The 21,984-nt window shown below is 61.2% G+C and carries 20 protein-coding genes and 1 pseudogene; 12 read left to right on the forward strand and 9 right to left on the reverse strand.

What is annotated here, in order from left to right:
- Position 1 precedes the first annotated feature (1 nt).
- Together CAURIM_RS03885 and CAURIM_RS03890 are read right to left on the reverse strand one after the other, a co-directional pair.
- Complete coding sequence (locus CAURIM_RS03885) at positions 2 to 1,639, reverse strand: DNA repair helicase XPB (protein ID WP_201828559.1); 1,638 nt, start codon at positions 1,637 to 1,639, stop codon at positions 2 to 4.
- A 36-nt stretch (positions 1,640 to 1,675) separates the two neighbouring features.
- Entirely contained in the window at positions 1,676 to 3,778 is a 2,103-nt protein-coding gene (locus tag CAURIM_RS03890; protein WP_201828558.1) for a helicase-associated domain-containing protein, read from the reverse strand.
- Between the two features lie 93 nt (positions 3,779 to 3,871).
- On the opposite strand from CAURIM_RS03890, the gene CAURIM_RS03895 reads away from it, so the two are divergent.
- Positions 3,872 to 4,057: a hypothetical protein gene (locus tag CAURIM_RS03895; RefSeq protein ID WP_070523044.1), complete on the forward strand. Its 186-nt coding sequence runs from the start codon at positions 3,872 to 3,874 to the stop codon at positions 4,055 to 4,057.
- Between the two features lie 141 nt (positions 4,058 to 4,198).
- On the opposite strand, the gene CAURIM_RS03900 is transcribed toward CAURIM_RS03895, so the two are convergent.
- Positions 4,199 to 4,801 (reverse strand): TetR/AcrR family transcriptional regulator, encoded by a 603-nt coding sequence (locus CAURIM_RS03900; protein ID WP_236659308.1) that lies wholly within the window; start codon positions 4,799 to 4,801, stop codon positions 4,199 to 4,201.
- 112 nt (positions 4,802 to 4,913) lie between these two features.
- Between CAURIM_RS03900 and CAURIM_RS03905 the strand changes: the two genes are divergently transcribed.
- Positions 4,914 to 5,870 (forward strand): ABC transporter permease, encoded by a 957-nt coding sequence (locus tag CAURIM_RS03905; protein WP_232748464.1) that lies wholly within the window; start codon positions 4,914 to 4,916, stop codon positions 5,868 to 5,870.
- A gap of 101 nt (positions 5,871 to 5,971) precedes the next feature.
- Here the strand turns inward: CAURIM_RS03905 and CAURIM_RS03910 are convergent, their stop codons facing one another.
- Entirely contained in the window at positions 5,972 to 6,610 is a 639-nt protein-coding gene (locus CAURIM_RS03910; RefSeq protein ID WP_201828556.1) for a resuscitation-promoting factor Rpf1 domain-containing protein, read from the reverse strand.
- Between the two features lie 527 nt (positions 6,611 to 7,137).
- On the opposite strand from CAURIM_RS03910, the gene CAURIM_RS03915 reads away from it, so the two are divergent.
- Positions 7,138 to 7,518, forward strand: a complete 381-nt coding sequence (locus CAURIM_RS03915; RefSeq protein WP_070745043.1) for a cold-shock protein — start codon at positions 7,138 to 7,140, stop codon at positions 7,516 to 7,518.
- Between the two features lie 163 nt (positions 7,519 to 7,681).
- Here CAURIM_RS03915 and CAURIM_RS03920 read toward each other — a convergent pair whose 3' ends face one another.
- Positions 7,682 to 8,263 carry a DUF2771 domain-containing protein gene (locus CAURIM_RS03920; RefSeq protein ID WP_201828555.1) on the reverse strand — a complete coding sequence of 194 codons (582 nt, stop codon included), beginning with the start codon at positions 8,261 to 8,263 and terminating at the stop codon, positions 7,682 to 7,684.
- An 11-nt stretch (positions 8,264 to 8,274) separates the two neighbouring features.
- Positions 8,275 to 9,126, reverse strand: coding sequence for a glutaminyl-peptide cyclotransferase (locus tag CAURIM_RS03925; RefSeq protein ID WP_236659307.1), 852 nt, complete (start codon positions 9,124 to 9,126; stop codon positions 8,275 to 8,277).
- 65 nt (positions 9,127 to 9,191) lie between these two features.
- On the opposite strand from CAURIM_RS03925, the gene CAURIM_RS03930 reads away from it, so the two are divergent.
- From CAURIM_RS03930 to CAURIM_RS03940, 3 genes are all read left to right on the forward strand, one after another.
- Positions 9,192 to 9,821: a DUF3027 domain-containing protein gene (locus CAURIM_RS03930; RefSeq protein ID WP_236659427.1), complete on the forward strand. Its 630-nt coding sequence runs from the start codon at positions 9,192 to 9,194 to the stop codon at positions 9,819 to 9,821.
- Positions 9,822 to 9,945: 124 nt separating this feature from the next.
- Complete coding sequence (locus tag CAURIM_RS03935; RefSeq protein ID WP_201828552.1) at positions 9,946 to 11,349, forward strand: NCS2 family permease; 1,404 nt, start codon at positions 9,946 to 9,948, stop codon at positions 11,347 to 11,349.
- 43 nt (positions 11,350 to 11,392) lie between these two features.
- Positions 11,393 to 12,214, forward strand: a complete 822-nt coding sequence (locus CAURIM_RS03940; RefSeq protein ID WP_070745052.1) for a TrmH family RNA methyltransferase — start codon at positions 11,393 to 11,395, stop codon at positions 12,212 to 12,214.
- Here the strand turns inward: CAURIM_RS03940 and CAURIM_RS03945 are convergent.
- From CAURIM_RS03945 to serC, 3 genes are all read right to left on the reverse strand, one after another.
- Positions 12,166 to 12,996, reverse strand: a complete 831-nt coding sequence (locus CAURIM_RS03945) for a DUF6928 family protein (protein WP_201828551.1) — start codon at positions 12,994 to 12,996, stop codon at positions 12,166 to 12,168. The genes CAURIM_RS03940 and CAURIM_RS03945 overlap by 49 nt on opposite strands.
- 13 nt (positions 12,997 to 13,009) lie before the next feature.
- Positions 13,010 to 14,188, reverse strand: coding sequence for a septation protein SepH (gene sepH, locus CAURIM_RS03950; protein WP_201828550.1), 1,179 nt, complete (start codon positions 14,186 to 14,188; stop codon positions 13,010 to 13,012).
- Between the two features lie 154 nt (positions 14,189 to 14,342).
- Positions 14,343 to 15,473: a phosphoserine transaminase gene (serC, locus tag CAURIM_RS03955; RefSeq protein WP_070745056.1), complete on the reverse strand. Its 1,131-nt coding sequence runs from the start codon at positions 15,471 to 15,473 to the stop codon at positions 14,343 to 14,345.
- 151 nt (positions 15,474 to 15,624) lie between these two features.
- On the opposite strand from serC, the pseudogene CAURIM_RS03960 reads away from it, so the two are divergent.
- The 6 genes and pseudogenes from CAURIM_RS03960 to CAURIM_RS03985 all read left to right on the forward strand — a co-directional run bounded on the left by CAURIM_RS03960 (position 15,625) and on the right by CAURIM_RS03985 (position 21,970).
- Positions 15,625 to 16,915: pseudogene (locus tag CAURIM_RS03960) on the forward strand (citrate synthase).
- Between the two features lie 172 nt (positions 16,916 to 17,087).
- The gene (locus tag CAURIM_RS03965) at positions 17,088 to 17,444 is read left to right on the forward strand and encodes an FKBP-type peptidyl-prolyl cis-trans isomerase (protein WP_010187736.1); all 357 of its coding nucleotides are present in this window, start codon (positions 17,088 to 17,090) and stop codon (positions 17,442 to 17,444) included.
- Positions 17,445 to 17,604: 160 nt separating this feature from the next.
- Positions 17,605 to 18,462, forward strand: a complete 858-nt coding sequence (locus tag CAURIM_RS03970) for an aldo/keto reductase (protein ID WP_070529442.1) — start codon at positions 17,605 to 17,607, stop codon at positions 18,460 to 18,462.
- A gap of 435 nt (positions 18,463 to 18,897) precedes the next feature.
- Complete coding sequence (locus CAURIM_RS03975; RefSeq protein ID WP_070529440.1) at positions 18,898 to 19,242, forward strand: DUF485 domain-containing protein; 345 nt, start codon at positions 18,898 to 18,900, stop codon at positions 19,240 to 19,242.
- A gap of 3 nt (positions 19,243 to 19,245) precedes the next feature.
- Entirely contained in the window at positions 19,246 to 20,892 is a 1,647-nt protein-coding gene (locus CAURIM_RS03980; protein WP_070529438.1) for a monocarboxylic acid transporter, read from the forward strand.
- 49 nt (positions 20,893 to 20,941) lie between these two features.
- On the forward strand, positions 20,942 to 21,970 hold the full coding sequence (locus CAURIM_RS03985) for a hypothetical protein (RefSeq protein ID WP_070529436.1): 1,029 nt from the start codon (positions 20,942 to 20,944) through the stop codon (positions 21,968 to 21,970).
- Positions 21,971 to 21,984 lie beyond the last annotated feature (14 nt).

Consider the following 21,984-nt stretch of genomic DNA (forward strand, 5'->3'; position numbering starts at 1 on the left):
CTCACAAGTCTACTTCGTCCACCAGCCGGTAGGCATAACCTTGCTCGGCCAAAAAGCGCTGGCGGTGCATGGCGTATTCCGCATCGATCGATTCACGCGCCACCAGGGTGTAGAAGGTGGCCTCCTGCCCATCCTTCTTCGGACGTAGCAGACGGCCCAAGCGCTGCGCTTCTTCCTGGCGGGAGCCAAAGGTACCGGAGACCTGGATGGCCAGGGCAGCTTCGGGAAGGTCGATGGAAAAATTCGCCACCTTGGACACCACCAGGGTGGGAAGTTCGCCCTCGCGGAACTGCTGAAAGAGCTTTTCGCGTTTGGCGGTGGAAGTCTTGCCGTCAATGACCGGTGCGTCTAGGTGCTCACCGAGCTCCTCCAACTGGTCCACGTAGGCGCCGATGATCAGCGCCTGCTGGCCTGCATGTTTCTTCAGCAGCTTGTCGACGGCCCGCAGCTTCGCGCTTGCCGACGCCGCAATCCGGTATCGCTCCCGCGCTTGTGCGGTGGCATAGAGCAGGCGCTCCTCCTGCGTCATGTCCACGCGCACCTCGACGCAGTCCGCGGTGGCGATATATCCGGCGGATTCCAGCTCCTTCCACGGCGCGTCATAACGCTTGGGTCCGATGAGAGAAAAGACATCGCCCTCGCGGCCGTCCTCGCGGATGAGCGTGGCGGTCAGCCCCAAGCGACGGCGCGATTGCAAGTCGGAGGTCATACGGAAAACGGGGGCGGGCAAGAGGTGGACTTCGTCGTAGATGATAAGGCCCCAGTCGTGGGAATCGAAGAGCTCGAGTGCGCGGTATTCGCCCTTGGTCTTGCGGGTGACCACTTGGTAGGTGGCGATGGTGATGGGCTTGATCTCTTTCTTCTCGCCTGAGTACTCACCAATTTCCTCCGGCGTCAGGCTGGTGCGGCGCAGTAGTTCATCGCGCCATTGGCGCCCGGCCACGGTGTTGGTCACGAGGATGAGCGTGGTGGCCTGTGCTTTGGCCATGGCGGCAGCACCCACGATGGTTTTGCCCGCGCCACACGGCAGGACCACGATGCCGGAGCCACCGGACCAAAAAGAATCGGCGGCATACTGCTGATAATCGCGCAGCTGCCAGTCCACCTCCTTTGTGCTCAGCGCGATGGGGTGGGATTCGCCGTCGACGTAACCGGCGCGGTCATCGGCGGGCCAGCTGGCTTTGAGCAGCTCCTGTTTCAGCCGCCCGCGCGCGGATGGCGGAACGGCGATGGTGTTGTCATCGATGCGCGGGCCCAGCAACTCGCTGACCTTCTTGGTGCGCGTGAGCTCCTCCAGGATGACGGGCTCGTCCGATTCGAGGATGAGACCGTGGGCCGGATGCGCCAGCAGGCGCACGCGGCCGTAGCTCGACATGGTCTCGGCGACGTCGATCAGCAGCGCCTGCGGCACCGGGAAGCGGGAGTAGTTCTCTAAAACGTCCACTACCTGCTCGGCATCGTGCCCGGCGGCACGCGCATTCCACAGGGCCAGAGGGGTGATGCGATAGGTGTGGATGTGCTCGGGCGCGCGCTCCAGCTCGGCGAAGGGCGCGAGTGCCGCGCGGGCCTCATTGGCCTGCGGGTGATCCACCTCGAGGAGGACAGTCTTGTCCGATTGGACGATGAGCGGTCCGGGCATGATGGGGCCTTTCTACTCTGGGCGTCAGGGAAAGATTTAATCCCTGTCGGCGAAGCGGACGGAGGAAATACGGTGAACCGGGAAACGCACGGGCTTGCCCGCGGTGCCTAGGGCATCAATGTAGCCGCCCTCAACGGAGAGTGGTGTCACGGTCACGGTGCGGATATCGCCGCTTTTATCGGCATAGGAAATCACGATATCGGCGTGGAAGCGCGCGGCGGCGCGGGCCAGAGTGAGCGGATCCGGTTCCTCCTCCTGGTGTGCGCTCGGGTCCTGCGCTGACTTCTGCAATGCCTGAAGCGCCTGCTCCACCGAGGCGGGGTCGCGCTTGCCGGGCTTCGTGCGGGGCGTGGGCAAAAGGTAGGGCTCGGGGGCGACGGTAAGTGAAGCGCCGGATTCATCCTCCGGGGTGGGGGATAGGCCCTTCGCTCGCAGCTTCTCCAGCAGCTCGCCCACGCGCAGCTGCGATACCGCGACGGTGGGCGCGAGCAGGCGCAGACCGGCAACGGATGCGACGGCAAGCTCCAGGAGCGCGGGGTCCTCGCTGCGCAGGTATGAGAGCGCCGGCCCGCTGCGGAGGGTGCCATGGCGCTTGGCGACGTCCCCGATGGCAAACTCCAACGCCTGCGGCACGCCCGTCGGGCAATGCTTGTCCAAGAAGCTCGTCATTTCCTGGGCGGTGAGGCCCTGGTCCATGCCGCGGCGGATGGTGGACTCGCTGATGCGATACACGCTGGCCAGGCCTGGGGATTCGAGGTCCGCCAGGGAGGCGAGGGTGCGGTGTGTGTCTGGCTCAAGGGGGCCGGGCACGAGGACGGTGAGATCTTGTTGGATGATGAATTCGCTGACGGTATCGGGGACGAGGCTGGCGGCCGCGGCGGAATCAGCCAGCACGCGGGTGGCTTTGCCCAGTGCAATGGCACCGATCCATTCGGCTTCGGCGCGCAGATTCTCAATGGTCAGCGTGCGCGTGTGGCTGGCAAAGAGAGGGGAGCGAAAGCGCAGATCCTCCCAGAACTCTTCGCTGTTCAGCGCGACTGCTGAGTGAGCGTAGACACCCAGGACGAAGCTACGGAAGCGCGGCAGGCGGCGCACTGCGCTGTCGTCTGCGAGCACCCGAGTATCGCTCCACGTGGCCCAGGGGGAGGTACGCCAGGCGTCGAGAAGAATGCGCCACTTCTCCCCGAGATCGGCCTCGAGCCAGTCCTGGGATCCGGTAGTGGGGGCGAGGAAATGGCCCTCTAAGCCATCCGGCTCGCCGCGGTGGAGAAGCCGGGCGTGGTGTCCTAGAGCAATAAGCCGCCCGACTTCTTCTTTATCCAAGTCGAGGTCCTTCGCCAACTGGTTGAGCGGGCGAACGCCCACCGAAGAATCCTTGAGCAGCGCGACCGGGTGGCTACCGAGCAACTCGATGAGCCTCTCCATGCCACGCACGGCCTCGAGGCCCGCCGCGGCACCGGCGTCGTCTGCCTTTGAATCCGGTTCCGGGGTGCCGGCGCGGCCTGAAGGAGTGGTGGGGATGGGCGGGGTGGCGTCCCCAACCAGTGCACGGGCAAGCGCGCGCGGCAGGCGTACCGAGTGGGCATTGATGCGCTCCAGGAAACCTTTGGCCAGCAGGCGCTTGGCGGGGTCGTCAGAGTTGATATCCGGCTCGGTGTCAGTGGTGTATCCCACGCCATCGCCCTTGGCCAAAGCGTCGAGGATGTGGCGCTCTTCTGGAGTGAGCGCTTCGATGTCTTGTGCGTCGAACTCGACTTGATTGCGCAGCGACCATCCGGTGGGAAGCGAGCCCATCACCGCGGTGACGATGCGTACCTGCGGGGCGTTGCCGAAGACGAGGCCGCGCTCCTTGAGCTGTTTCGTGATTGTGGGGTTGGTGTCTTCCACCATGTCGACCTCGCCGCCGCGTTGTGCGATGTCCTCCAAGGCGGCGAGCTGCTCGGCGTTGCTTGCCGCCAAGGCATCCGCGACGTGCATCGGAAGTGTCAGGCGCGAGGCCAGCGCGTCGAAGTCCTTCGGTGCGGGGGAGAGAACATCGCTGCGGTTACTCAGCAGGGCGCGTAAGTCTTCAGCGGGTAGTTGGCTGAGCCATTCGCGGTAGCTCTCGGTGACGTGGGCGCGGTTTGAGGGGGAGGTCATGATGGCCATCAAGTTTAGTAGGCGGGGGAGGGATGGGGCCCTCGTTGGGTGATTAAGTTACTTTTCGGCGCAGGGTTTGGAATAATAAGGAGCATGTCGAATGAGAACAAAGGCTTCGTATCCCCGGCTTGGCCGAAGAACAGCCCCCGCGAGCACGTCATTACTGAGATCACTGCACCGTTTGCTGGCGCATCCAGCCCGTATGGTGACGATCTGATTCTGCCGATGCCGGCAGAGAAGCTGAACTACGTACACCCGTACACCCGCATCAACCGCTAAGTTGGCGCGCAGAAATCTGCGCTTCACTTAGCGAATGTGCTGAGCCTGACTGGCCTGCTTTCAGCCCCTCCGAGAATGTTCTCCTCGGTGGGGCTATACGTGTTTGTAATGTACTTGCGCCTCAACTAGTCGGCACGGGAACTAGTCGGCACGGGCTTGGGCTTTAAAGCCGTCGAGCAGCGTATCGATGAGCTGGGCTTGTATACCTGATAGGTAGTCGGTGCTCACTGGCGTTCTGGGCAGCGGGCGGGTGATGAGACCGATGCCGATGTGAAGTTCGAGTGGGGTGAGGGACTCGGGGCAGAGGCCTGCTTGCCGCGCGAGTTCGATCATCGGTTGGTAGATCGATTTCAGTTCTGCTGTGCGATGGGCAGCGATCTTCTGCGCGTCATCGTCTGAGAACGCAGCAGTGTTCATTTCGGCTGCCGCAGCTTGAACAACGGCGGCGAAGTTAAGGCCGGCGATGCGATGAATGATATCGCGCCAGGTGCCTTCGGGGTCCTCGTCGAAGCCTTGCAGGTGGCTGTCCACCTCTTCCTTGATGTTCGCTACCTCCGCGCTGGTGATGGCAACGATGAGGGAGAGCCGCTCGGGGAAGTGGCGTGAGACCGTGGCGACGCCCACGCCAGCTTTCTTGGCGATTGAGCGCATGGATACGCCCGGTCCCTCGGTGATGAGCAGCTGCCTGGCTGCTGCGACGATGGCTTGCTTGCTTTCTGCTGCATCTTGTCTCACGGCTTGCATCATATCAAACGGAACACTATGCTCCACTTTGTAAGTGAAACATCCTGTTCCGTTTGGAGGCTATGTAATGTCAGCGGTGAAAAGTCGGGAAAGAAAGCAGCCATCGGTTGCTGTGAAATCGATAGCTGCCATCGTGGGGATCCCCATCGTTATCGGTCTCATGCTGTGGGCATTCTTGGCGCCCACCTTTGCATCCGGGCCAGCCGGAGTGCCGATTGCGGTCTCTGTACCGGAGCCCATGCTCGATGGCATCTCGCAGAAGATTGAGAGCGCGGCTGGGGATGAGGCCCCGGAGATCGTCGTGAAGCACGGCGAGGCGGAGGTGCGAGACGCGGTGCTACAGCGTGAGGCTGTTGGCGGCCTCGCTATCTCTCCTCAGGGCGCGAATGCTTTCACGGCCGCGGGAAATGGTGCTCCCTACGTTGCGATGGTTGACGGTCTTGCGAGCCAGCTCGAGGCTCAGGGGATGACCGTGGAGAAGCGGGAGCTGGCACCGACGACGAAGGAGGACCCGCAGGCAAGCGGCATTGCATTGCTTGGCCTTCCGCTAGCTTTTGGTGGCATTATTTCCGCTGTCATTGCCACCTTTGCATTCCGTGGTAAGAAGTGGATCAAGATGGGAGTGCTCGTTGGTATCGCGCTGGTGGGTGCGCTTATTGCTACGTGGATGCTGCACTCGGTTTATGGAACCCTCGGTGGCAGCTTCGCTGCCGAGTGGATGGCCATCGCAGCGGGTATCCTTGCGACTTCTGCGGTAACCGCCGGCCTCGCGGGAGTGATGGGGGCCGCGGGCATCGGAATCGGTGCTGTGGCGACCATCTTCCTGGCGAACCCGCTGTCGGGTCTGGCGACGGGACCATGGCTGCTTCCTGCCGGGTGGTCGACGCTGGGGCAGTGGATGCCCATCGGCGCGACGGGCCACTTGGTCCGTTCACTGTCCTTCTTTGATGGCAATGGTGCCGTCCATGCGTGGTGGGCACTGGGGCTGTGGATCGTTGTCGGTCTAGTGTTGCTGGCCTTCGATAGGTCGCGCGCTAAGGAAGACGTTGCCGTTGAGGAAAAGGTTTAAGCAAAACCAAAAGAGACTGGATGGAGGACACCATCCAGTCTCTTTTTATGTAGTTAGAGTTTTGCCTCGATGTGCCGTGCTTGCACGGCGCTGCGCGCTGCTTAGCGTGCAGCCAGAACCTGTGCCAGCGGGTCGATGACGTGGCGGTTTGCGGAGTAGAAGGCGTTGAAGTTGTGGCGGTTAGCCTTGTACTGCTCAGTGAAGGAAGCCGGGATGGTCAGACCGTACTGGGTAGCGGTGTTCTCGATGAGGGCGTAGAGAGCGTCGGAAGCCAGCTCATCGGTCGGCTGCTCGGCAGCCTCCTGGACAGCCTGCGGTGCCTCAGCCGGAGCCTGCGGTGCGGCCGGCGCCGGAGCGGCGTTGACGTTGCGCGGGGTCGGGGCAGAGTTCAGGCCCAGGCTAGCGGAGCAAGCCGGCCATGCGCCCCAGCCCTGCTGTGCCAAGGTGCGCTCAGCGACAGCAATCTGCTGCTCGCGGGTAGCCAGGTTAGCGGTCGGTGCGAACTCGCCGCCACCGAAGGCCTGCCAGGTCTGAGCGCTGAACTGCAGACCGCCGTGGTAGCCGTTGCCGGTGTTGATGGCCCAGTTGCCGCCGGACTCGCACTGTGCGAGGCGGTCCCAATCGGAATCCGGTGCAGCGGCTGCGTTCGGAGCCATGATGGCTGCGGCGGCGCCCACGGCAACGGTGGAAGCGGCAAACTTGGTTGCGATGGACTTGTTCTTAGCGGAGTGGCGTCCCATTAAAGTATTCCTTCTCTAGGTTGTTCTTGCTTTCTCGCGCCCAGATGATGCCCAGTCCGGCATGTAGTTTTGCAATTGATGTTCATGTTCATGCACATCATGTGTGGCCGCCGTGTGGAAGCCCGGACTGTGTCTGGGGCGAGACTTCCACGGCCGGCGGCCGAAGTGCCTGTGGGAAAGAGTAGCGGTTTATAACGAAACAGTCACGTTAAATGCTCTAAAACGGTAACGAAAGTATCGATTCTCTTATGTTTTCCCTGTTCGCGCCGTGAATGTTAGCTATATCACATATGTAACGGGTGTGGTTGCTGGGGTGATATCTGGCAAGGGGTTTTCTGCTGGGGTGGACCAGGGTTAAGCTATATCTCTTTATAAGTTCCACGGATAGTTTCTCCGCGCGGCCGCTTGAATTCTGATCACGCTTCGCCGCGCCTCCTCGTTCCAGAATTCCGGAGCCTATAGGTCTGCTACTTGGTAGCGCCTAAGCTTTGAAAGAGGAGAGACGGAAAGAAAGTGAGTGAAGAGCCATGCCTATCGGCAAAGTGAAGTGGTATGACGCGGACAAGGGCTTCGGCTTTGTCAGCAACCCCGGCGATGAAGACGTCTACGTTGGCCGCAATGTGCTGCCCAAGGGCGTTGATGAGCTGTTCCCAGGCCAGCGCATCGACTTCGACTTCGCTGCTGGCCGCCGCGGCCCGCAGGCGCTGCGCGTGAAGGTGCTGGATGCTCCGCGCCGCCGCACCCCGGCCCGCAAGCCGGAAGAGCTGGCGAGCATGCTTTCCGACGTCATGACGCTGCTCGAAACCCAGGTGCAACCTGTGCTGAGCCAGGGGCGCTACCCAGAGCGCAAGACCGGCCGTCAGGTGGCTGAGATTCTGCGCGCTATTGCCAAGGACTTGGATAGCTAAGCGCCTAGAGGCTTAGGTCTAAACCTACAAAAGGGTCTAAACCTGCAAAAGTGCCCTAGTTGCCAAAAGTTGGGCTGATTTTTCAATGATCAGTCCGAAGTTTGGCAACTAGGGCACTTTGTCGTTTGTGTAGGCGCGTGGGGCAGCGCGCGCCGCAGCGCTGCTACTTCTCAGCTGGAGCTTCGCCCGTGGCCTTGGACTCCTTGAGCTCCTCATCCGTCATGGTGGACAGGGACCACACCGTGTGCATTGGGGTCTCTTCGCCGTTGGTATCGCTGCCAATCATGAGCGTGGAAATCTCCACCACCTTTAGCTGGGGGCGCTCGCCGGTGGAGGCCTCAATCGGCGGCACGGAGCCGGGGATCTCTAGCAAGGTGGTTTCGTTGGCGCCGTGAGCGGTGCTGTCATTGGCGGCCGGGTCATCATAGATGGACAGCACGGACCACTCGTGGTTGTAGATAGCCTCGGGAATCTCCAACTTCAGCGTGTCATCGGGGCCCACCGTGAGGTTTGGCACCTCACCTTCCTCGCAGTCGGCGCCGGGCTCGCATGCGCTATAGGGCGCGACCTCCAGTGTCTTATCACCTACCGTGGCTGTGATGGTGACGTCTTTCGGGTCGGGACCCGGGCGGTCATTCCACCACTTTTGGAACATCACCACCGCCACGACAATGACTGCCACGGCGATAATGAGCGCCAGAAATTGCAGCAGTGACTTCTTCCTTGCTTGCTTCACGGTAGCCATGGCTGAAAATCCTACTCGAAGCGCACCCGGTACAGCTCATCCCATAGCTTGCCGGTGATCCAGAACTCGTCTGTGCCCGGGATATGGGCAATGCCGTTGAGGACCGCATTGGGATCTGCAAAGGGAACGTGGTTGAGGTTCGCGGTATCAATGACCGCAGTGACCACGCCAGATTCCGGGTCGATGCGCAGGATATCCTCGCTCATCCAGACATTGGCATAGACCGCGCCATCGACACACTCAAGTTCATTGAGGTTGTCCACGAGGGAACCGTCGAGAGTGACCTCGGTGCGTGGGCCGAGCTCCTCAAAGGTCTTTGGATCGAGATGACGCAGTGTGGCGGAACCATCGGACATGATGAGCTCGGAACCCGCGTTGCACAGGCCCCAGCCTTCGCCGTCGTAGGTGGCACGGTCGAGCTCCTCGAAGGTCTCGGGATCACGCAGGAAAGCCGTACCGGATTTCCACGTCAACTGCCAGATGCCGGCGTCGGTCTGAGTGATGCCCTCGCCGAAGAATGAGCTCTTGAGCGCGGTTTCTTCCGACGGGGTATGCGCACCCGGTTCAAGGCGCAGCAATCGAGACTTACCTGTGAGTCCAGTGCCGATCAGCAGGTTGCCAGCGGGGTCAACCTCCAAGCCCTGGGTGAAGGTATCGGGAGGTAGGGGTGCGGTGTCGAGGACGGTGACGCTAAGGCGCTCTGGGGAGCTTGCGCTTGGCGACGCCCCACCCGTCCCTGCGGACGAGGATGCGTCCTTATGTGCGGGTTGAGAAGAGCATGATGTTAAGGGCGCGAGCAGTGTGGCAGCGGAGAGGACGGCAGTAAGCGCGCGGAGGGCGCGGGCGGTGTGGGGGAGAGGCATGACTGTCATTGTGCACTATGGCGCGGTACGTGATTAATAATGGGAGAGTGACTCGCAAGAAAAAGATGCATTCCCCGCTTCTCGATTCGACCGCCGTCAACCTGGCGCGCCGGGCCGTGGAGGAGGTGGGCGAGGGGGACGTCGGCAAGCACCGCGGCGTTGCCGGTGTGGGCCGCAACGTGGCCACTCACCGCTTTGATGCGCACGTGCCGGGCTATCCGGGGTGGGAGTGGCACGCCGTTGTTGCCTGTGCGGAAGGCTCGCGTACGCCGACCGTCAATGAGGTCGCGCTTGTTCCCGGCGGCCAGGCCCTTCAGGCACCGGAGTGGGTTCCTTATTCCGAGCGCCTGCGCCCAGGAGACCTTGGCCCGGGCGACCTCATGCCGCCCGCGCCCGATGACGACAGGCTGGAGGAAGGGAAGCTCTCCGAGATTGGCCTCAAGGAGGCCAAGGAGCGCTGGCGCAAGAAGTATGGGCCGAATTCGGAAATGGCATCCCAAGCCCAGCTGCAGTGCAAAACCTGTGCTTTCTATCTCGAACTGCTGCCTAATTATGGTGTCTGTGCTAATGAATACTCGGCGGATGGAAAAGTGGTGCACGCCACCTATGGGTGTGGTGCGCATTCCGGCACGACCATCCGTGAAGAGGGATCGGAGCAGGAGCGCCCCTTCGATGACGAGAGACCTATCTATTAAATCGTGGTCTTCTCCCCGCACGCAGCAGCGATGCCGCGTGCGGGTTTTGCGTTTTAGTGCCTCGATGAAGCACCCTTAGCAGGTAAAACTTCATTTCTCTAGATAGAAGGGGCGCTCTCTCACGATGAACGCAGCTATCGATCGCTATTTCAAGATTTCCGAACGCGGATCCACCGTAGGAACCGAGGTCCGCGCAGGCGTGGTCTCGTTCTTCGCGATGGCCTACATCATTCTCCTCAACCCTCTCATCCTGGGCACCTCCGCCGACTCCGCCGGAACCACCCTGGGCATCCCTCAGGTCGCCGCCGCAACCGCCTTGGTAGCCGGTGTCATGACCATTGCCTTCGGCATGATTGCGCGCTACCCATTCGCCATGGCCGCGGGCCTGGGCATGAACACCTTTGTGGCCGTGACCATGGTTTCCCTCAACGGTTTGGAATGGCGCGAGGCCATGGGCCTCGTGGTCATTGAAGGCTTGATCATTGTTTTGCTGGCCATCTCCGGATTCCGCCAAGCCGTCTTCGACGCCATCCCCGCCTCCATGAAGGCCGCGATGGGCGTGGGTATCGGCATGTTCATCGCGCTCATCGGTTTCGTGGACGGCCACTTTGTCACCCGCGTTCCGGATGCTGCGATGACTACCGTCCCGGTGAGCCTGGGCGTGAACGGCTCGATTGCCACATGGCCGGCCTTCATCTTCGTCGTGGGCCTGATTCTGTGCAGCTTCTTCGTCATCCGCCAGGTCCGTGGTGGTCTCTTCATCGGCATCGTCATCACCACCATCATCGCCATGATCATCCAGGCACTGACCGGTTCCGAGGACTGGGGCATGGCCACCCCGGAGGTACCCAGTTCCCTGGGCGGTCTGCCGGACCTGTCGATTGTGGGCCAGGTGGATCCGATTAGCGCCTTCACCAAGCTGGGCGTGGTCTCCACCGCCTTGCTCATCTTCACGCTGCTGCTCACCAACTTCTTCGATGCCATGGGCACCATGAACGGCCTGGGCAAGCAGGCCAACCTCGTGGATGAGAAGGGCAACCTGCCGGAGATGAAGACGGCCCTGGTGGTCGAAGGCTTTGGTGCTGTTGCTGGCGGTGCCGGTTCGGTGTCCTCCAACACCGTGTTCGCGGACTCGGCGGCCGGTATCGGTGACGGTGCCCGCACCGGCCTGGCTAACGTTGTAACTGGCATCATCTTCCTGCTGGCCATGTTCCTCACTCCGCTCTACGAGATCGTGCCCATTGAGGCGGCGGCACCCGTCCTCGTCATCGTCGGCGTGATGATGGCGGCACAGCTCAAGGACATCGAGTGGAACCGCATGGAGGAGGCTATCCCGGCCTTCCTCACCATCGTGGTCATGCCCTTTACCTACTCCATCGCCAACGGTATTGGCGTGGGCTTCATCGCTTATGCACTGATGGCTACGTTCGCGGGCAAGGCCAAGAAGGTCCACTGGATCATGTGGCTCGTGGCCGCTCTCTTCGTGGTCTACTTCGCCATGGATCCCATCAGCTCGCTGTTGGCATAGCCCGCCGGGGATGAGCGCTTGGCCCGGCGCCTAGACTAGGGCCATGCGTTTTGTCATTGATGACCCCACAGACCCTCGCCTGGATGATATCCGAGATCTCAAGCACGCGGATAAGTCCGGCGAGGGTTTCGTTTTTGGTGAGGGCCCACTGTGCGTGGAGCGCCTGCTCGCCTCCCGCTTCCCGGTGCGCTGCATCATTGGTTTTGAGGGAAAGCTCGACACGTTCCTGGAACACCACGATGTCGGGGATATCCCCGTCTACCAGGTCACCCGAGCCACGTTGGGGGAGGTCACTGGTTTCGACATGCACCGTGGGCTCGTCGCTGCGGCTGACCGCGCGGAAGCCTGGACCGTAGATGAGGTCATAGACGGTGCTCGCACCCTGGCAATCATGGAAGGCGTGGGCGACCACGAAAATATCGGCTCGCTTTTCCGCAATGCCGCAGGCATGGATGTTGACGGCATCCTCTTAGGCTCGGGTGCGGCGGATCCGCTCTACCGACGCTCGGTGCGTGTCTCTATGGGGCATGTCTTGCGCCTGCCCTGGGCGCGTTTCGACGGCGGCTTCACCACGTGGCAGCGGGGTCTAGAGCAGCTGCGTGAAAAGGGCTTCCGGCTGGTGTCGCTGACCCCGCATCCGGATGCTGTGCATATTGCCGACGCCCTCGAAGGCGCAGACAAGGTGGCCCTGCTGGTGGGTGCGGAGGGGCCAGGACTGACCGAGCATGCCATGCGTGCCACCAACGTGCGCGCCCGCATTCCCATGGCAGAGGGCACGGATTCCCTCAACGTAGCGACGTCGGCGGCCATTGCCTTCTACGAGCGCCAGCGCTCCCAGAGGCTCCGCGAGGTCGATACCGCGTAGCGGCGTACCAGCCCGCCTAGGTGCTTGGCGGTGCGGAGGATCTCTTCTCCGGTGGATTCCGGTTCGAGATCGTGCTCCTCGTAGTCGTCATAATCGTTGAGGCCAAGCTTCGCCACTGAGGTGGTGGCTACCTCGCCCACGCTTCGGCGGGGCGAGGGAGTATCGACCTTGGGCTCAGGGCGCCCGTCGGTGGCGTAGCCTACGACGTCCACGTCTGGGCCGTCCTCACCCACCTCAATGCCCAGCCAGAACTCCTGGGCGGCTTCGGTGATGGTGAGTGGCTCGAAAGGCAGGGAGATACCGCCCACGGGCTCATCCATCTCTCCGGCCCAGAAAGGGGCCTCAAAGGTTTCGGGCAAGCCATGATCCTCATAGAGGTTAAAGCGCGTTCCGCACAGGGAGCGTCGCAGGCGGCTGCCCGTCCAGTGCGCAAACCCGGCGTAGCCGGTCTCCGAATCGGAAGCGAACGCGTAAATCTCCGTGGCGGGCACGGCCTCGCGCAGGGTGCGGGAGAGCTGCGAGAGAATCAGCTGATCATCGTGGATGATGGTCTGCACGACTGTCACACCGGGATAGCCACCCACATAGAACTCGCTCGCGCCGGGCTCGGCGGAACGGTTGAGGGGGAATTGCCCGATGGGCGTGACGGGTAGAGAGGGATTGAGTTGAGCAAGGAACTTGCGGCCGAAGCCGCGGTCGGCCTTGGGCTCGCCGCGAAGAACCTCGGCGGGATCGGCGGCGGTGACGTACCAGAGAGTGAGAACGGCGCTTTGGGTATCCACGGCAGGCTACTCGTTAATTGCGGGGGCGCTTGGTAGAGGAACGAACGCCGAGCAACACATCCTCCCAGTGCGGGGTGACGGCCTTACGGCGACGCTTGGTGGGCTTGGGCTCCGGATCCGGGTTCTGGAGGAAGTCCTCGTCCACTCCAGTTTCCTTCTCCTCCGCCTGCTGCGCGGGCTCTTCGTTAGCGGACGCATCCTCAGCGCTTGCGGTGTCGGCCGGGTGCTCTCCACCGTGCGGGGATGGGAGCACGGAAGGCTCAGCGTATCCGTCGACGTCGGCCTCAGCGTCGTCGTAGCCGCCGGTGTAGGAAGACAGCTCCGTCACACCGGGGGCACCAGCGCGCGCATCCTCGTTGACTTCCCGGTCCTCGGCGTAGTCACGGCCATCGATGGCTTCGTCGTAGCGCTCTCCGCGGCCTACAGAGGTCAGCGAACGTACCGGCTGTACGAAGTCTGGGTCCGTCAGGTCAGCGGCGACGGAATTGCGTGCCTCCACCGTGGCTGGCGAGGACATGGTCTGTTTGAAGGTCCACTCGGCCTCGTTGGCGGACAGCCCGGTCTTCCACGTAATGCGGAGGATCCACGGCTCGCCTTGGTGACGGTAGGCATCCCACGTCGCCTCCGACAGCGAGTGCCCGCGCGCGGCGAAAGCAGTGGCCAGAATCTCCCACAGGGTGAGCTTGGCCGGGCCATCCTCGCGGATGGGGTGTGCCTGCTTGGCGACGTCCGCGATGCGCGCCCTCTCCAAGAGCACCGGGTGTGCGAAAGGCTCGATACGGGATTCCGGAACGTCGAGTTCCTCAGCGATCTCCGCGGCGGTTGCGCCGGCGCGGATGCGGGATTGAATCTCATTGGGGCGCAGGCGGATTTCTTGTGCCTGCGGTGTGGGCTGGCTCTGCGGGGAGGAAGGTGAGCCGCCAGAGGCAGGCATGACGGTGTGCAAGCCGGTGGAGCGCTCAGCCTGTGCAGACGCGGTGGAGGAATCTTCGGTTGCCGTGGTGGCGTCGTCCTCCTCCTGGGCGGCCGAGCCTTCCGCCGCGGTTTCGGACTCGGATTCGGCAGAGTCGGCGGGAGCGAAAAGCTCGCGAAGCTCGTCGGTGACTTCGAGGAAGAACTCCTCACCATCCTCAGCCCGGAGGACGAGCGAGGTGTCAGTTGAGTCGCTGGGTGCGAGGAAAATCTCGCGCATGATGGCGCTCCTTAGCCTGGTAGCGGACATGTGATGAAGTCCACTTTACCCAGAACATGCCCCGAACTCTGGCAAGAGCGCGGGGCATGTTGTACGCGGCAACAAATAAATGCAACAAATGTTGTTGTGCGGCTGAAGGAGCTTCGAGCGAAGCTTAGCGGTTGTCTAGGACGTAATCGATAGCCTTGATGAGCTTGGTGACGTCCGCCGAATCAATTGCCGGGAACAGGCCCACGCGCAGCTGGTTGCGGCCTAGCTTGCGGTAGGGCTCGACGTCGAGAATGCCGTTGGCGCGCAGCGTTGCGGCGACCGCAGCGGCATCGACGCTGTCCTCGAAGTCAATGGTGCCGACCACCAGGGAGCGCTCGGAAGGCTCGGCCACAAAGGGGGTGGCCTCCGGGCGGGCCTCGGCCCAGTTGTAGAGGATGGAAGAGTTCTCCGTCGTGCGCTTGACCATCCCGTCGAGGCCGCCGTTGGCGTTCATCCACTGGACCTGGTTCTCCAGCATGAGCAGCGTGGCTACAGCCGGGGTGTTATAGGTCTGGTTCTTGCGGGAGTTGTCCACTGCAGTCTGCAGGTTGAGGAAGGCCGGGATGAAACGATCGGAGGAGTTGATCTTCTCGATGCGCTCCAGGGCTGCCGGGGACATTGCTGCCAGCCACAGGCCGCCGTCGGAAGCGAAGCACTTCTGTGGGGAGAAGTAGTAGACGTCAGCATCGGACATATCTACCGGCAGGCCGCCGGCACCCGAGGTGGCGTCGATGACGACGAGCTGCTCTGCGTTATCCGGATGAGGGCGGGTTACCGGAACCATAGCGCCGGTGGAGGTTTCATTGTGGGCCCAAGCGATGATGTCGGCGCCTTCGGCGTCGGCGGCCTTCGGGTCTGGGGCGGTGCCGACCTCTGCTTCGGTGACGAGCGGGGCGTCGAGCCACGGGGCGGCGGCAGCGGATTTAGCAAATTTAGAGGAGAATTCGCCGAAGCTCAGGTGGGCGGACTTTTTCTCGATCAGGCCGAAGGTTGCTGCGTCCCAGAAAGCGGTAGCGCCGCCGAGGGAGAGAACGATTTCATAGCCCTCTGGCAGGGAAAATAGCTCAGAAAGCCCCTCGCGAATGGAGCCGACGAGGTTCTTGACGGCGGGCTTGCGGTGCGAGGTGCCAATGATGGTGTCGGCACCGGCGGTGATTGCCTCAATTTGGGCGGGGCGGACCTTGGAGGGGCCGCAGCCAAAACGGCCGTCGGAAGGGAGGATATCTGCTGGCAGGACGAGTTCTGAGTTGCTCATGTGGGCAGTGTAGCCTAATTTCGTTCGCGCACTAGATACTTTGCCAGGATTGCCAATGTTGGCAGAGTCACAAGTTTTGCTACAGTGTGAAGAGGTTTAGATCTGTCGCGCCGGCTTTGGTCGGCGTTGAACATTGAGGAAAGGAAAACACGTGGCTTCTGAAAAGAACAAGGTTGTACTGCAGTACCCCGGCGGCGAGTACGAGATGGACATTAAGCAGTCCACGGAGGGTGACTCCGGCTTCGATATTGGCAAGCTCCGTAACGAGACTGGCTTGGTGACCTTCGACCCGGGTTATGCAGCGACCGGTTCCACCGAGTCCAAGATCACCTTTATTAATGGTGAGGAAGGCATTCTCCGCCACCGTGGTTATGACATCGCGGATTTGGCTGAGAACGCCACCTTTAACGAGGTGTCCTACCTGCTGATTAAGGGCCACCTGCCGACTGAGGACGAGCTGTCGAAGTTCAACACTGAGATTCGCCACCACACTCTCTTGGATGAGGACTTTAAGGCCGCCTTCAACATCTTCCCGCGCGATGCGCACCCGATGGCCGTGCTGGCCTCCTCCCTTAACATTCTCTCCGCTTACTACCAGGATCAGCTCAACCCACTGGATGAGGAGCAGCTGGACAAGGCTACTGTCCGCCTGCTGGCTAAGGTCCCGATGCTGGCCGCTTATGCCTACCGTGCGTCGCAGGGCAAGCCTTATATGTACCCGGATAACAAGCTCAACGCGCGCGAGAACTTCCTGCGCATGATGTTTGGTTACCCGACTGAGGAGTACGAGGTTGACCCTGTTGTGGCCAAGGCTCTGGACAAGCTCCTCATCCTCCACGCTGACCACGAGCAGAACTGCTCCACCTCCACCGTCCGCATGATCGGCTCTGCGCAGGCCAACCTGTTCGTTGCCATCGCCGGTGGCATCAACGCACTGTCTGGCCCGCTGCACGGTGGCGCTAACCAGGCCGTTCTGGAGATGCTTGAGGATATCCAGAACAACCACGATGGTGACGCTACCGACTTCATGAACCGCGTGAAGAACAAGGAAAAGGGCGTTCGCCTCATGGGCTTCGGCCACCGCGTGTACAAGAACTACGACCCGCGCGGCCATCGTCAAGGACACTGCTCACGAGATCATCGATCACCTGGGCGGCGACCCGATGCTGGATCTGGCCATGAAGCTCGAGGAGATTGCGCTGAACGACGACTACTTCGTCTCCCGCAAGCTCTATCCGAACGTCGACTTCTACACCGGCTTGATCTACCGCGCCATGGGCTTCCCGACGGACTTCTTCACCGTCCTCTTCGCCATCGGCCGCCTGCCGGGCTGGATTGCTCAGTACCGCGAGCAGCTTGAGCTCAACACCAAGATCAACCGCCCGCGCCAGATTTACACCGGCGAGACCCTGCGTAAGGTCACCCCGCGTAGCGAGCGCTAAACAGTAACCTCAGCGGCGGTCTTCCACAGGCTGCCGTGGCTTAGCGTATAGCCCATACGCTGCATTTCTAGGGCCGAGCCCCACATCTCCGCTTATACTGGAGGGCGTTGTGGCTCGGCCTACGTGTATGCGGCCAGCAAAGAAGAAAGTAATCCAAGGAGGATAATCCCCAATGGAAAAGCCCGTAATTGAGCCGGCAACGGAGCCTGCTCCCCAGGACCTTGTCATCGAAGACATTGTGGTGGGTGACGGCGCCGAAGCCCAGCCGGGCGGCTTCGTTGAGGTTCACTACGTTGGTGTTGACTATGAGACGAACCAGGAATTCGACTCTTCGTGGGGTCGTGGCCAGTCCATCGAGTTCCCGCTGACTGGCCTCATCGCCGGCTGGCAGGAAGGAATCCCGGGTATGAAGGTGGGCGGCCGCCGCAAGCTGGTCATCCCGCCGGAGAAGGCTTATGGCCCGGCTGGTGGTGCACACCCGCTGTCTGGCCGCACGCTGACCTTCGTTATCGATCTCATCCGCGCCTAGCGTAGAAGGGCATAGCCCTTTCCGTTTCCCGAAACGACGCCCTTACCGGCCGTGCACTAGAGCACGGCACACATTGGTGAGGGCGTTTCGCGCGTTTTCGTCTGGGTTGAAGGACGCGAGCCGCCATTTTCCGCCACACAGCGCGCGGGAGTGCGGCACAATGGAGGGCATGAGTGTCCCACAAACTACGTTCAATGATGACCGCGAGATGCCGCTGCTGGGTCTCGGCACCTACAAGATGCACGGGGAGGAGCTTGTCCGCTCCGTGCGTGAAGCCATCGACCTGGGCTACCGCCACTTCGATACTGCCACCCTCTACGAGAATGAAGAAGAGCTAGGCCAAGCGCTCAACGCCGCTATGAAGGCTGGCGACGTGACCCGTGATGAGCTCTTTATTACCAGCAAGGTGTGGCACGACCACCATGGCAAGGACAAAGTGGGCCAGGCCTTCCGTGAGTCCCTGGACAAGCTGCAGCTGGATTACCTTGACCTGTACCTTATCCACTGGCCCTGGCCACAGGGCGGGTTGTACGTGGAGACCTTTGAGGAGATCGCCCGCATGCAGGGCATGGGGCAGATTGCATCGATTGGCGTGGCCAACTTTTATGAGGAAACTCTGCAAACCCTGATCGATGAGACTGGTGTCGTTCCTGTCCTCAATCAGGTTGAGTTGCATCCGGGCTTTACGCAGCCGGAGCTGCGTCAATTCCACGATAGCCATGGCATCGTGACGGAGGCGTGGTCGCCGTTGGCCCGCGGCATCATCCTCAATAACCCAGAAGTTATGGCCGTGGCCGAGAAACACGATATTACTGCTGGCCAAGCTGTCCTGGCGTACCTGTTGAGCAAGGGGATTTCGGTCATTCCGAAGTCCAGCCGCCGCGAGCGCTTGGAGGAAAACTTCGCTGCCGCGAAGGTTGAGCTCACTGCAGAGGATATTGCGGCTCTCGACGCGCTTGATGGCAAGGAAGGATTTGGCCGCATGTTCAAGGACCCGCGTGAGTTTCCTGGCGCCTAAAGCTTGAACACTTAGGGGACGCGTTATGCGCCCGTGAGCGATGGAGCCCGTCTTCCGCACCGTGCTCTTTCTTCCTTCAATATTGGGGAAGAGGAGTGGGGGTGCTGAAGGCGGGCTTTGTTGTGTTCCTGGGGGTGGAAATCGGCAGGGGAGGGCAGTGAAGATCTGTTAAAAACCCTGTGAAGTTTCGGTTTGCTAAATTAGATTCCCTCTTTGAATTCTCCTGTGGGGGTGTTAGCGGTGAGCTGAAAATGCCTTGTAGATGCAAGGAGAGGGGGTAGCAAAAGTGTGTGTTATTAACTTTTCTTGGCAGGATTTACAACCTTGCAAGAGTGGTTAGGTAACTTACTGTGCAAGGCAAAACGTGATTGAAGACACTAACTTTTGTCTCTCACCGCGGTTTGTGGAGAAAAGACCCTTTGTAAGGAGAGCGACATGACTGACGCACCTGCTTCGATTAACTCGCGCCGCGAACCAACGCCGCAAGAGTTCGTCGAGATGCGTGATAGCTCGCAGTTTTCTAAGCTGCGCGGCACATACCGCAAGTTCACCTTCCCCATGACTGTGGCGTTCTTTGTGTGGTACGTCCTCTACGTGCTGGCCGCCGTTTTTGCGCCAGACTTCATGGCTATTGAACTTGGGGGAGGCTGGAACGTCGGCCTCATCTTCGGCCTGGCCCAGTTCCTGACCACCTTCATCATCACGTATATCTACGTCAATTACGCCAACAAGAACATCGAGCCGCAGGCAGCGGCCATTCGCCAGGAACTGGAGGGCTAAACAATGCAGACCATTACCTTGGCCGCAGCGGAATCCTCCGCCGGCAACCCGATTCTGAATATTTCAGTCTTCGCGGCGTTCCTTGTTGTCACCATGTACGTGGTGCTGAAAGCCGGAAAGTCCACCAAGGAAGCCTCTGACTTTTACACCGGCGGCGGTAGCTTCTCCGGCCGGCAAAACGGCCTTGCTATCTCTGGCGACTACCTGTCCGCCGCATCCTTCCTGGGCATCGTGGGTGCCGTGGCGCTCAATGGCTACGATGGCTTCCTTTACTCAGTGGGCTTTTTCGTCGCCTGGCTCGTTGCGCTGATGCTCGTCGCCGAGCCAATGCGTAACGTCGGCCGTTTCACCATGGCGGACGTGCTGTCCTTCCGTCTCAAGCAGCGCCCGGTGCGCGTGGCGGCGGCGATTTCGACCCTGTTTGTGTCGTTGTTCTACCTCATTGCGCAGATGGCCGGTGCCGGCTCCCTGGTTGCCGTGCTGCTGGATATTCATGAGTTCAAGTGGCAGGCCGTCGTCGTCGGCATCGTGGGCATCCTCATGATCGTCTACGTCCTTGTCGGCGGCATGAAGGGCACGACCTACGTGCAGATGATCAAGGCCGTGCTCCTTGTGACCGGTGTGGTCATCATGTGCATCCTCACCTTCGTCATGCTCAAGGGGGGCTTCAGCACGCTCTTCACCCAAGCGATTGATATGCACGCTAGCTCCGCTGCTATCAAGGAAGGCGGCTACGAGGCCACCCAGATTATGGAGCCGGGTCTGAAGTACGGCAAGAACCTCACCACCAAGCTGGACTTCATCTCCCTGGGTATCGCCCTCGTTCTCGGTGTTGGCGGTCTGCCGCACGTTCTCATGCGCTTCTACACGGTGCCGACCGCTACCGAAGCTCGCCGCTCTGTTACCTGGGCTATCGTCATCATCGGTGCCTTCTACCTCATGACCCTGGTTCTGGGCTACGGCGCGGCCGCCCTCGTTGGCCCGGACCGCATTCTCGCCGCACCGGGTGGCGCAAACTCTGCGGCACCGCTGCTGGCGCTGGAAATCGGTGGTTCCATCTTCATGGCGGTCATCTCCGCGGTGGCCTTCGCTACCGTTCTGGCTGTTGTCGCCGGCCTCGCCATCACCGCCTCAGCCTCTATTGCGCACGATATCTACCACTCCGTCATCCGCAACGGTGAGTCCACCGAGGCTGAGCAGGTCCGCGTTTCCCAAATCACCGTGGTCGTCCTGGGCATTGTCTCCATCATCCTGGGCATTCTGGCCATGACCCAGAACGTTGCCTTCCTGGTATCCCTGGCCTTTGCCGTGGCTGCCTCCGCCAACCTGCCGACCATCCTGTACTCCCTGTACTGGCGTCGATTCAACACCGCAGGTGCCGTGGCATCGATGTACACCGGTGTCATCTCCTGCTTGGTGCTCATCTTCCTGTCCCCGGCAGTCTCCGGTACCCCGACCTCGATGTTCCCGAACGCTGACTGGTCCATCTTCCCACTGTCCTCCCCGGGTCTGGTCACCATCCCGCTGGCCTTCTTTGCTGGCTGGATCGTCTCCATCATGACCCCGCCGGACAACCTGGATGAGCTGTCCGCCGAGATGGAGGTTCGCTCCCTGACCGGCGTGGGCGTTGAGGCGCCGGTGGATCACTAAAACGCCTCAATCACACCGTTTCAGGCGGTAGAGAGTAGAATCAAACATCGTGTTTTACTCTCAGCCTTCTCACAGGGCGGCGTCAGCGCGAGCTGGCGCCGCCCTTCTGGCGTGCGTACTCGGTGCTGCCTCTCTCGTTGCGTGCTCGCCAGCGCACGAAGAAGACTCCTCGGCTGGCGGTTCAGCGCAGACCAGCGCACGCAAACCTGGCCCCATCACCCATAGGAAGGGGCAGCTGCAGCTGGCCGCTGTCCCGGACTCGGTAGGTCAGTTCCTCAAGGGCGATGAGTCCAAGGCCATCACGTATTACCGCATTGAGACGGGCATGCACATGGGCTCGACCACCGAACACCAGCCGCGCTATGCGCTGAGCCTGATCAAGCTCTACATCGCCACCTACGTGCTGGAACGCGGGTCCTTTGAGGACAAGTACGTAGCGCTGGATATGATTGCTGATTCCTCTGACGAGAGCGCCGCACAGCTCTTTGAGAAATATCCGCGATCTATCGATGCCATCGCTAAGGAATACGGCTTGGAGTCCACGTCCGCGGGGGAGGACTGGGGGCATTCCATGACCTCTACGTACGACGTCGTGCGGTTTATTGTCCAGCTCATGGAGGATGATCCGACGCACCCTGTGTTGGTGGCGATGTCCCACGCCGATGCCGTATCGGCCGACGGATATGAGCAGAACTATGGCACCGCGAAGCTGAGCGACGTCGTGGGCTCTAAATGGGGATGGTCGGACAGTAAGGACCGCCATTCCTCGGTGTCTTTTGGGGAGAACTTCGTTGTAGCTGCGTCCATCGAAGGCAGCGCTCAGGAACTCACGTCTTATGTACGCAAGGAGATCACCGGTAAGAACCTGGTGAAGGGCAACAACTTGAACAAGGAGGCGCTGGCTAATCCTGGCGCTGTTGCCACGCGCTTGACGACGTCCAGCGCTGCGCCCACTGCGACCTCCACGACGGCGACGTCGGCTGCCGCGACATCTTCCTCTTCGGAACCGTCTTCCTCTGTGCCGTCCTCTCAGCCAACGTCTAAAGCGTCGGCCTCGAAGACCCCCGGGGCGCGCTAGAAGACCGCGCCCCG

This window comes from Corynebacterium aurimucosum, assembly GCF_030408555.1.
In the GTDB taxonomy this organism is placed as follows: domain Bacteria; phylum Actinomycetota; class Actinomycetes; order Mycobacteriales; family Mycobacteriaceae; genus Corynebacterium; species Corynebacterium aurimucosum.

Bases quoted from the DNA above. Each gene is read 5' to 3' on its own strand.
- sepH (WP_201828550.1), bottom strand. From the start codon at position 14,188: ATGCGCGAGATTTTCCTCGCACCCAGCGACTCAACTGACACCTCGCTC.
- CAURIM_RS03965 (WP_010187736.1), top strand. From the start codon at position 17,088: ATGGAAAAGCCCGTAATTGAGCCGGCAACGGAGCCTGCTCCCCAGGAC.
- CAURIM_RS03970 (WP_070529442.1), top strand. From the start codon at position 17,605: ATGGAGGGCATGAGTGTCCCACAAACTACGTTCAATGATGACCGCGAG.
- CAURIM_RS03935 (WP_201828552.1), top strand. From the start codon at position 9,946: ATGAACGCAGCTATCGATCGCTATTTCAAGATTTCCGAACGCGGATCC.
- CAURIM_RS03895 (WP_070523044.1), top strand. From the start codon at position 3,872: ATGTCGAATGAGAACAAAGGCTTCGTATCCCCGGCTTGGCCGAAGAAC.
- CAURIM_RS03885 (WP_201828559.1), bottom strand. From the start codon at position 1,639: ATGCCCGGACCGCTCATCGTCCAATCGGACAAGACTGTCCTCCTCGAG.
- CAURIM_RS03910 (WP_201828556.1), bottom strand. From the start codon at position 6,610: ATGGGACGCCACTCCGCTAAGAACAAGTCCATCGCAACCAAGTTTGCC.
- CAURIM_RS03925 (WP_236659307.1), bottom strand. From the start codon at position 9,126: ATGCCTCTCCCCCACACCGCCCGCGCCCTCCGCGCGCTTACTGCCGTC.
- CAURIM_RS03975 (WP_070529440.1), top strand. From the start codon at position 18,898: ATGACTGACGCACCTGCTTCGATTAACTCGCGCCGCGAACCAACGCCG.
- CAURIM_RS03920 (WP_201828555.1), bottom strand. From the start codon at position 8,263: ATGGCTACCGTGAAGCAAGCAAGGAAGAAGTCACTGCTGCAATTTCTG.
- CAURIM_RS03900 (WP_236659308.1), bottom strand. From the start codon at position 4,801: ATGCAAGCCGTGAGACAAGATGCAGCAGAAAGCAAGCAAGCCATCGTC.
- CAURIM_RS03915 (WP_070745043.1), top strand. From the start codon at position 7,138: ATGCCTATCGGCAAAGTGAAGTGGTATGACGCGGACAAGGGCTTCGGC.
- CAURIM_RS03890 (WP_201828558.1), bottom strand. From the start codon at position 3,778: ATGACCTCCCCCTCAAACCGCGCCCACGTCACCGAGAGCTACCGCGAA.
- serC (WP_070745056.1), bottom strand. From the start codon at position 15,473: ATGAGCAACTCAGAACTCGTCCTGCCAGCAGATATCCTCCCTTCCGAC.
- CAURIM_RS03930 (WP_236659427.1), top strand. From the start codon at position 9,192: ATGCATTCCCCGCTTCTCGATTCGACCGCCGTCAACCTGGCGCGCCGG.
- CAURIM_RS03940 (WP_070745052.1), top strand. From the start codon at position 11,393: ATGCGTTTTGTCATTGATGACCCCACAGACCCTCGCCTGGATGATATC.
- CAURIM_RS03980 (WP_070529438.1), top strand. From the start codon at position 19,246: ATGCAGACCATTACCTTGGCCGCAGCGGAATCCTCCGCCGGCAACCCG.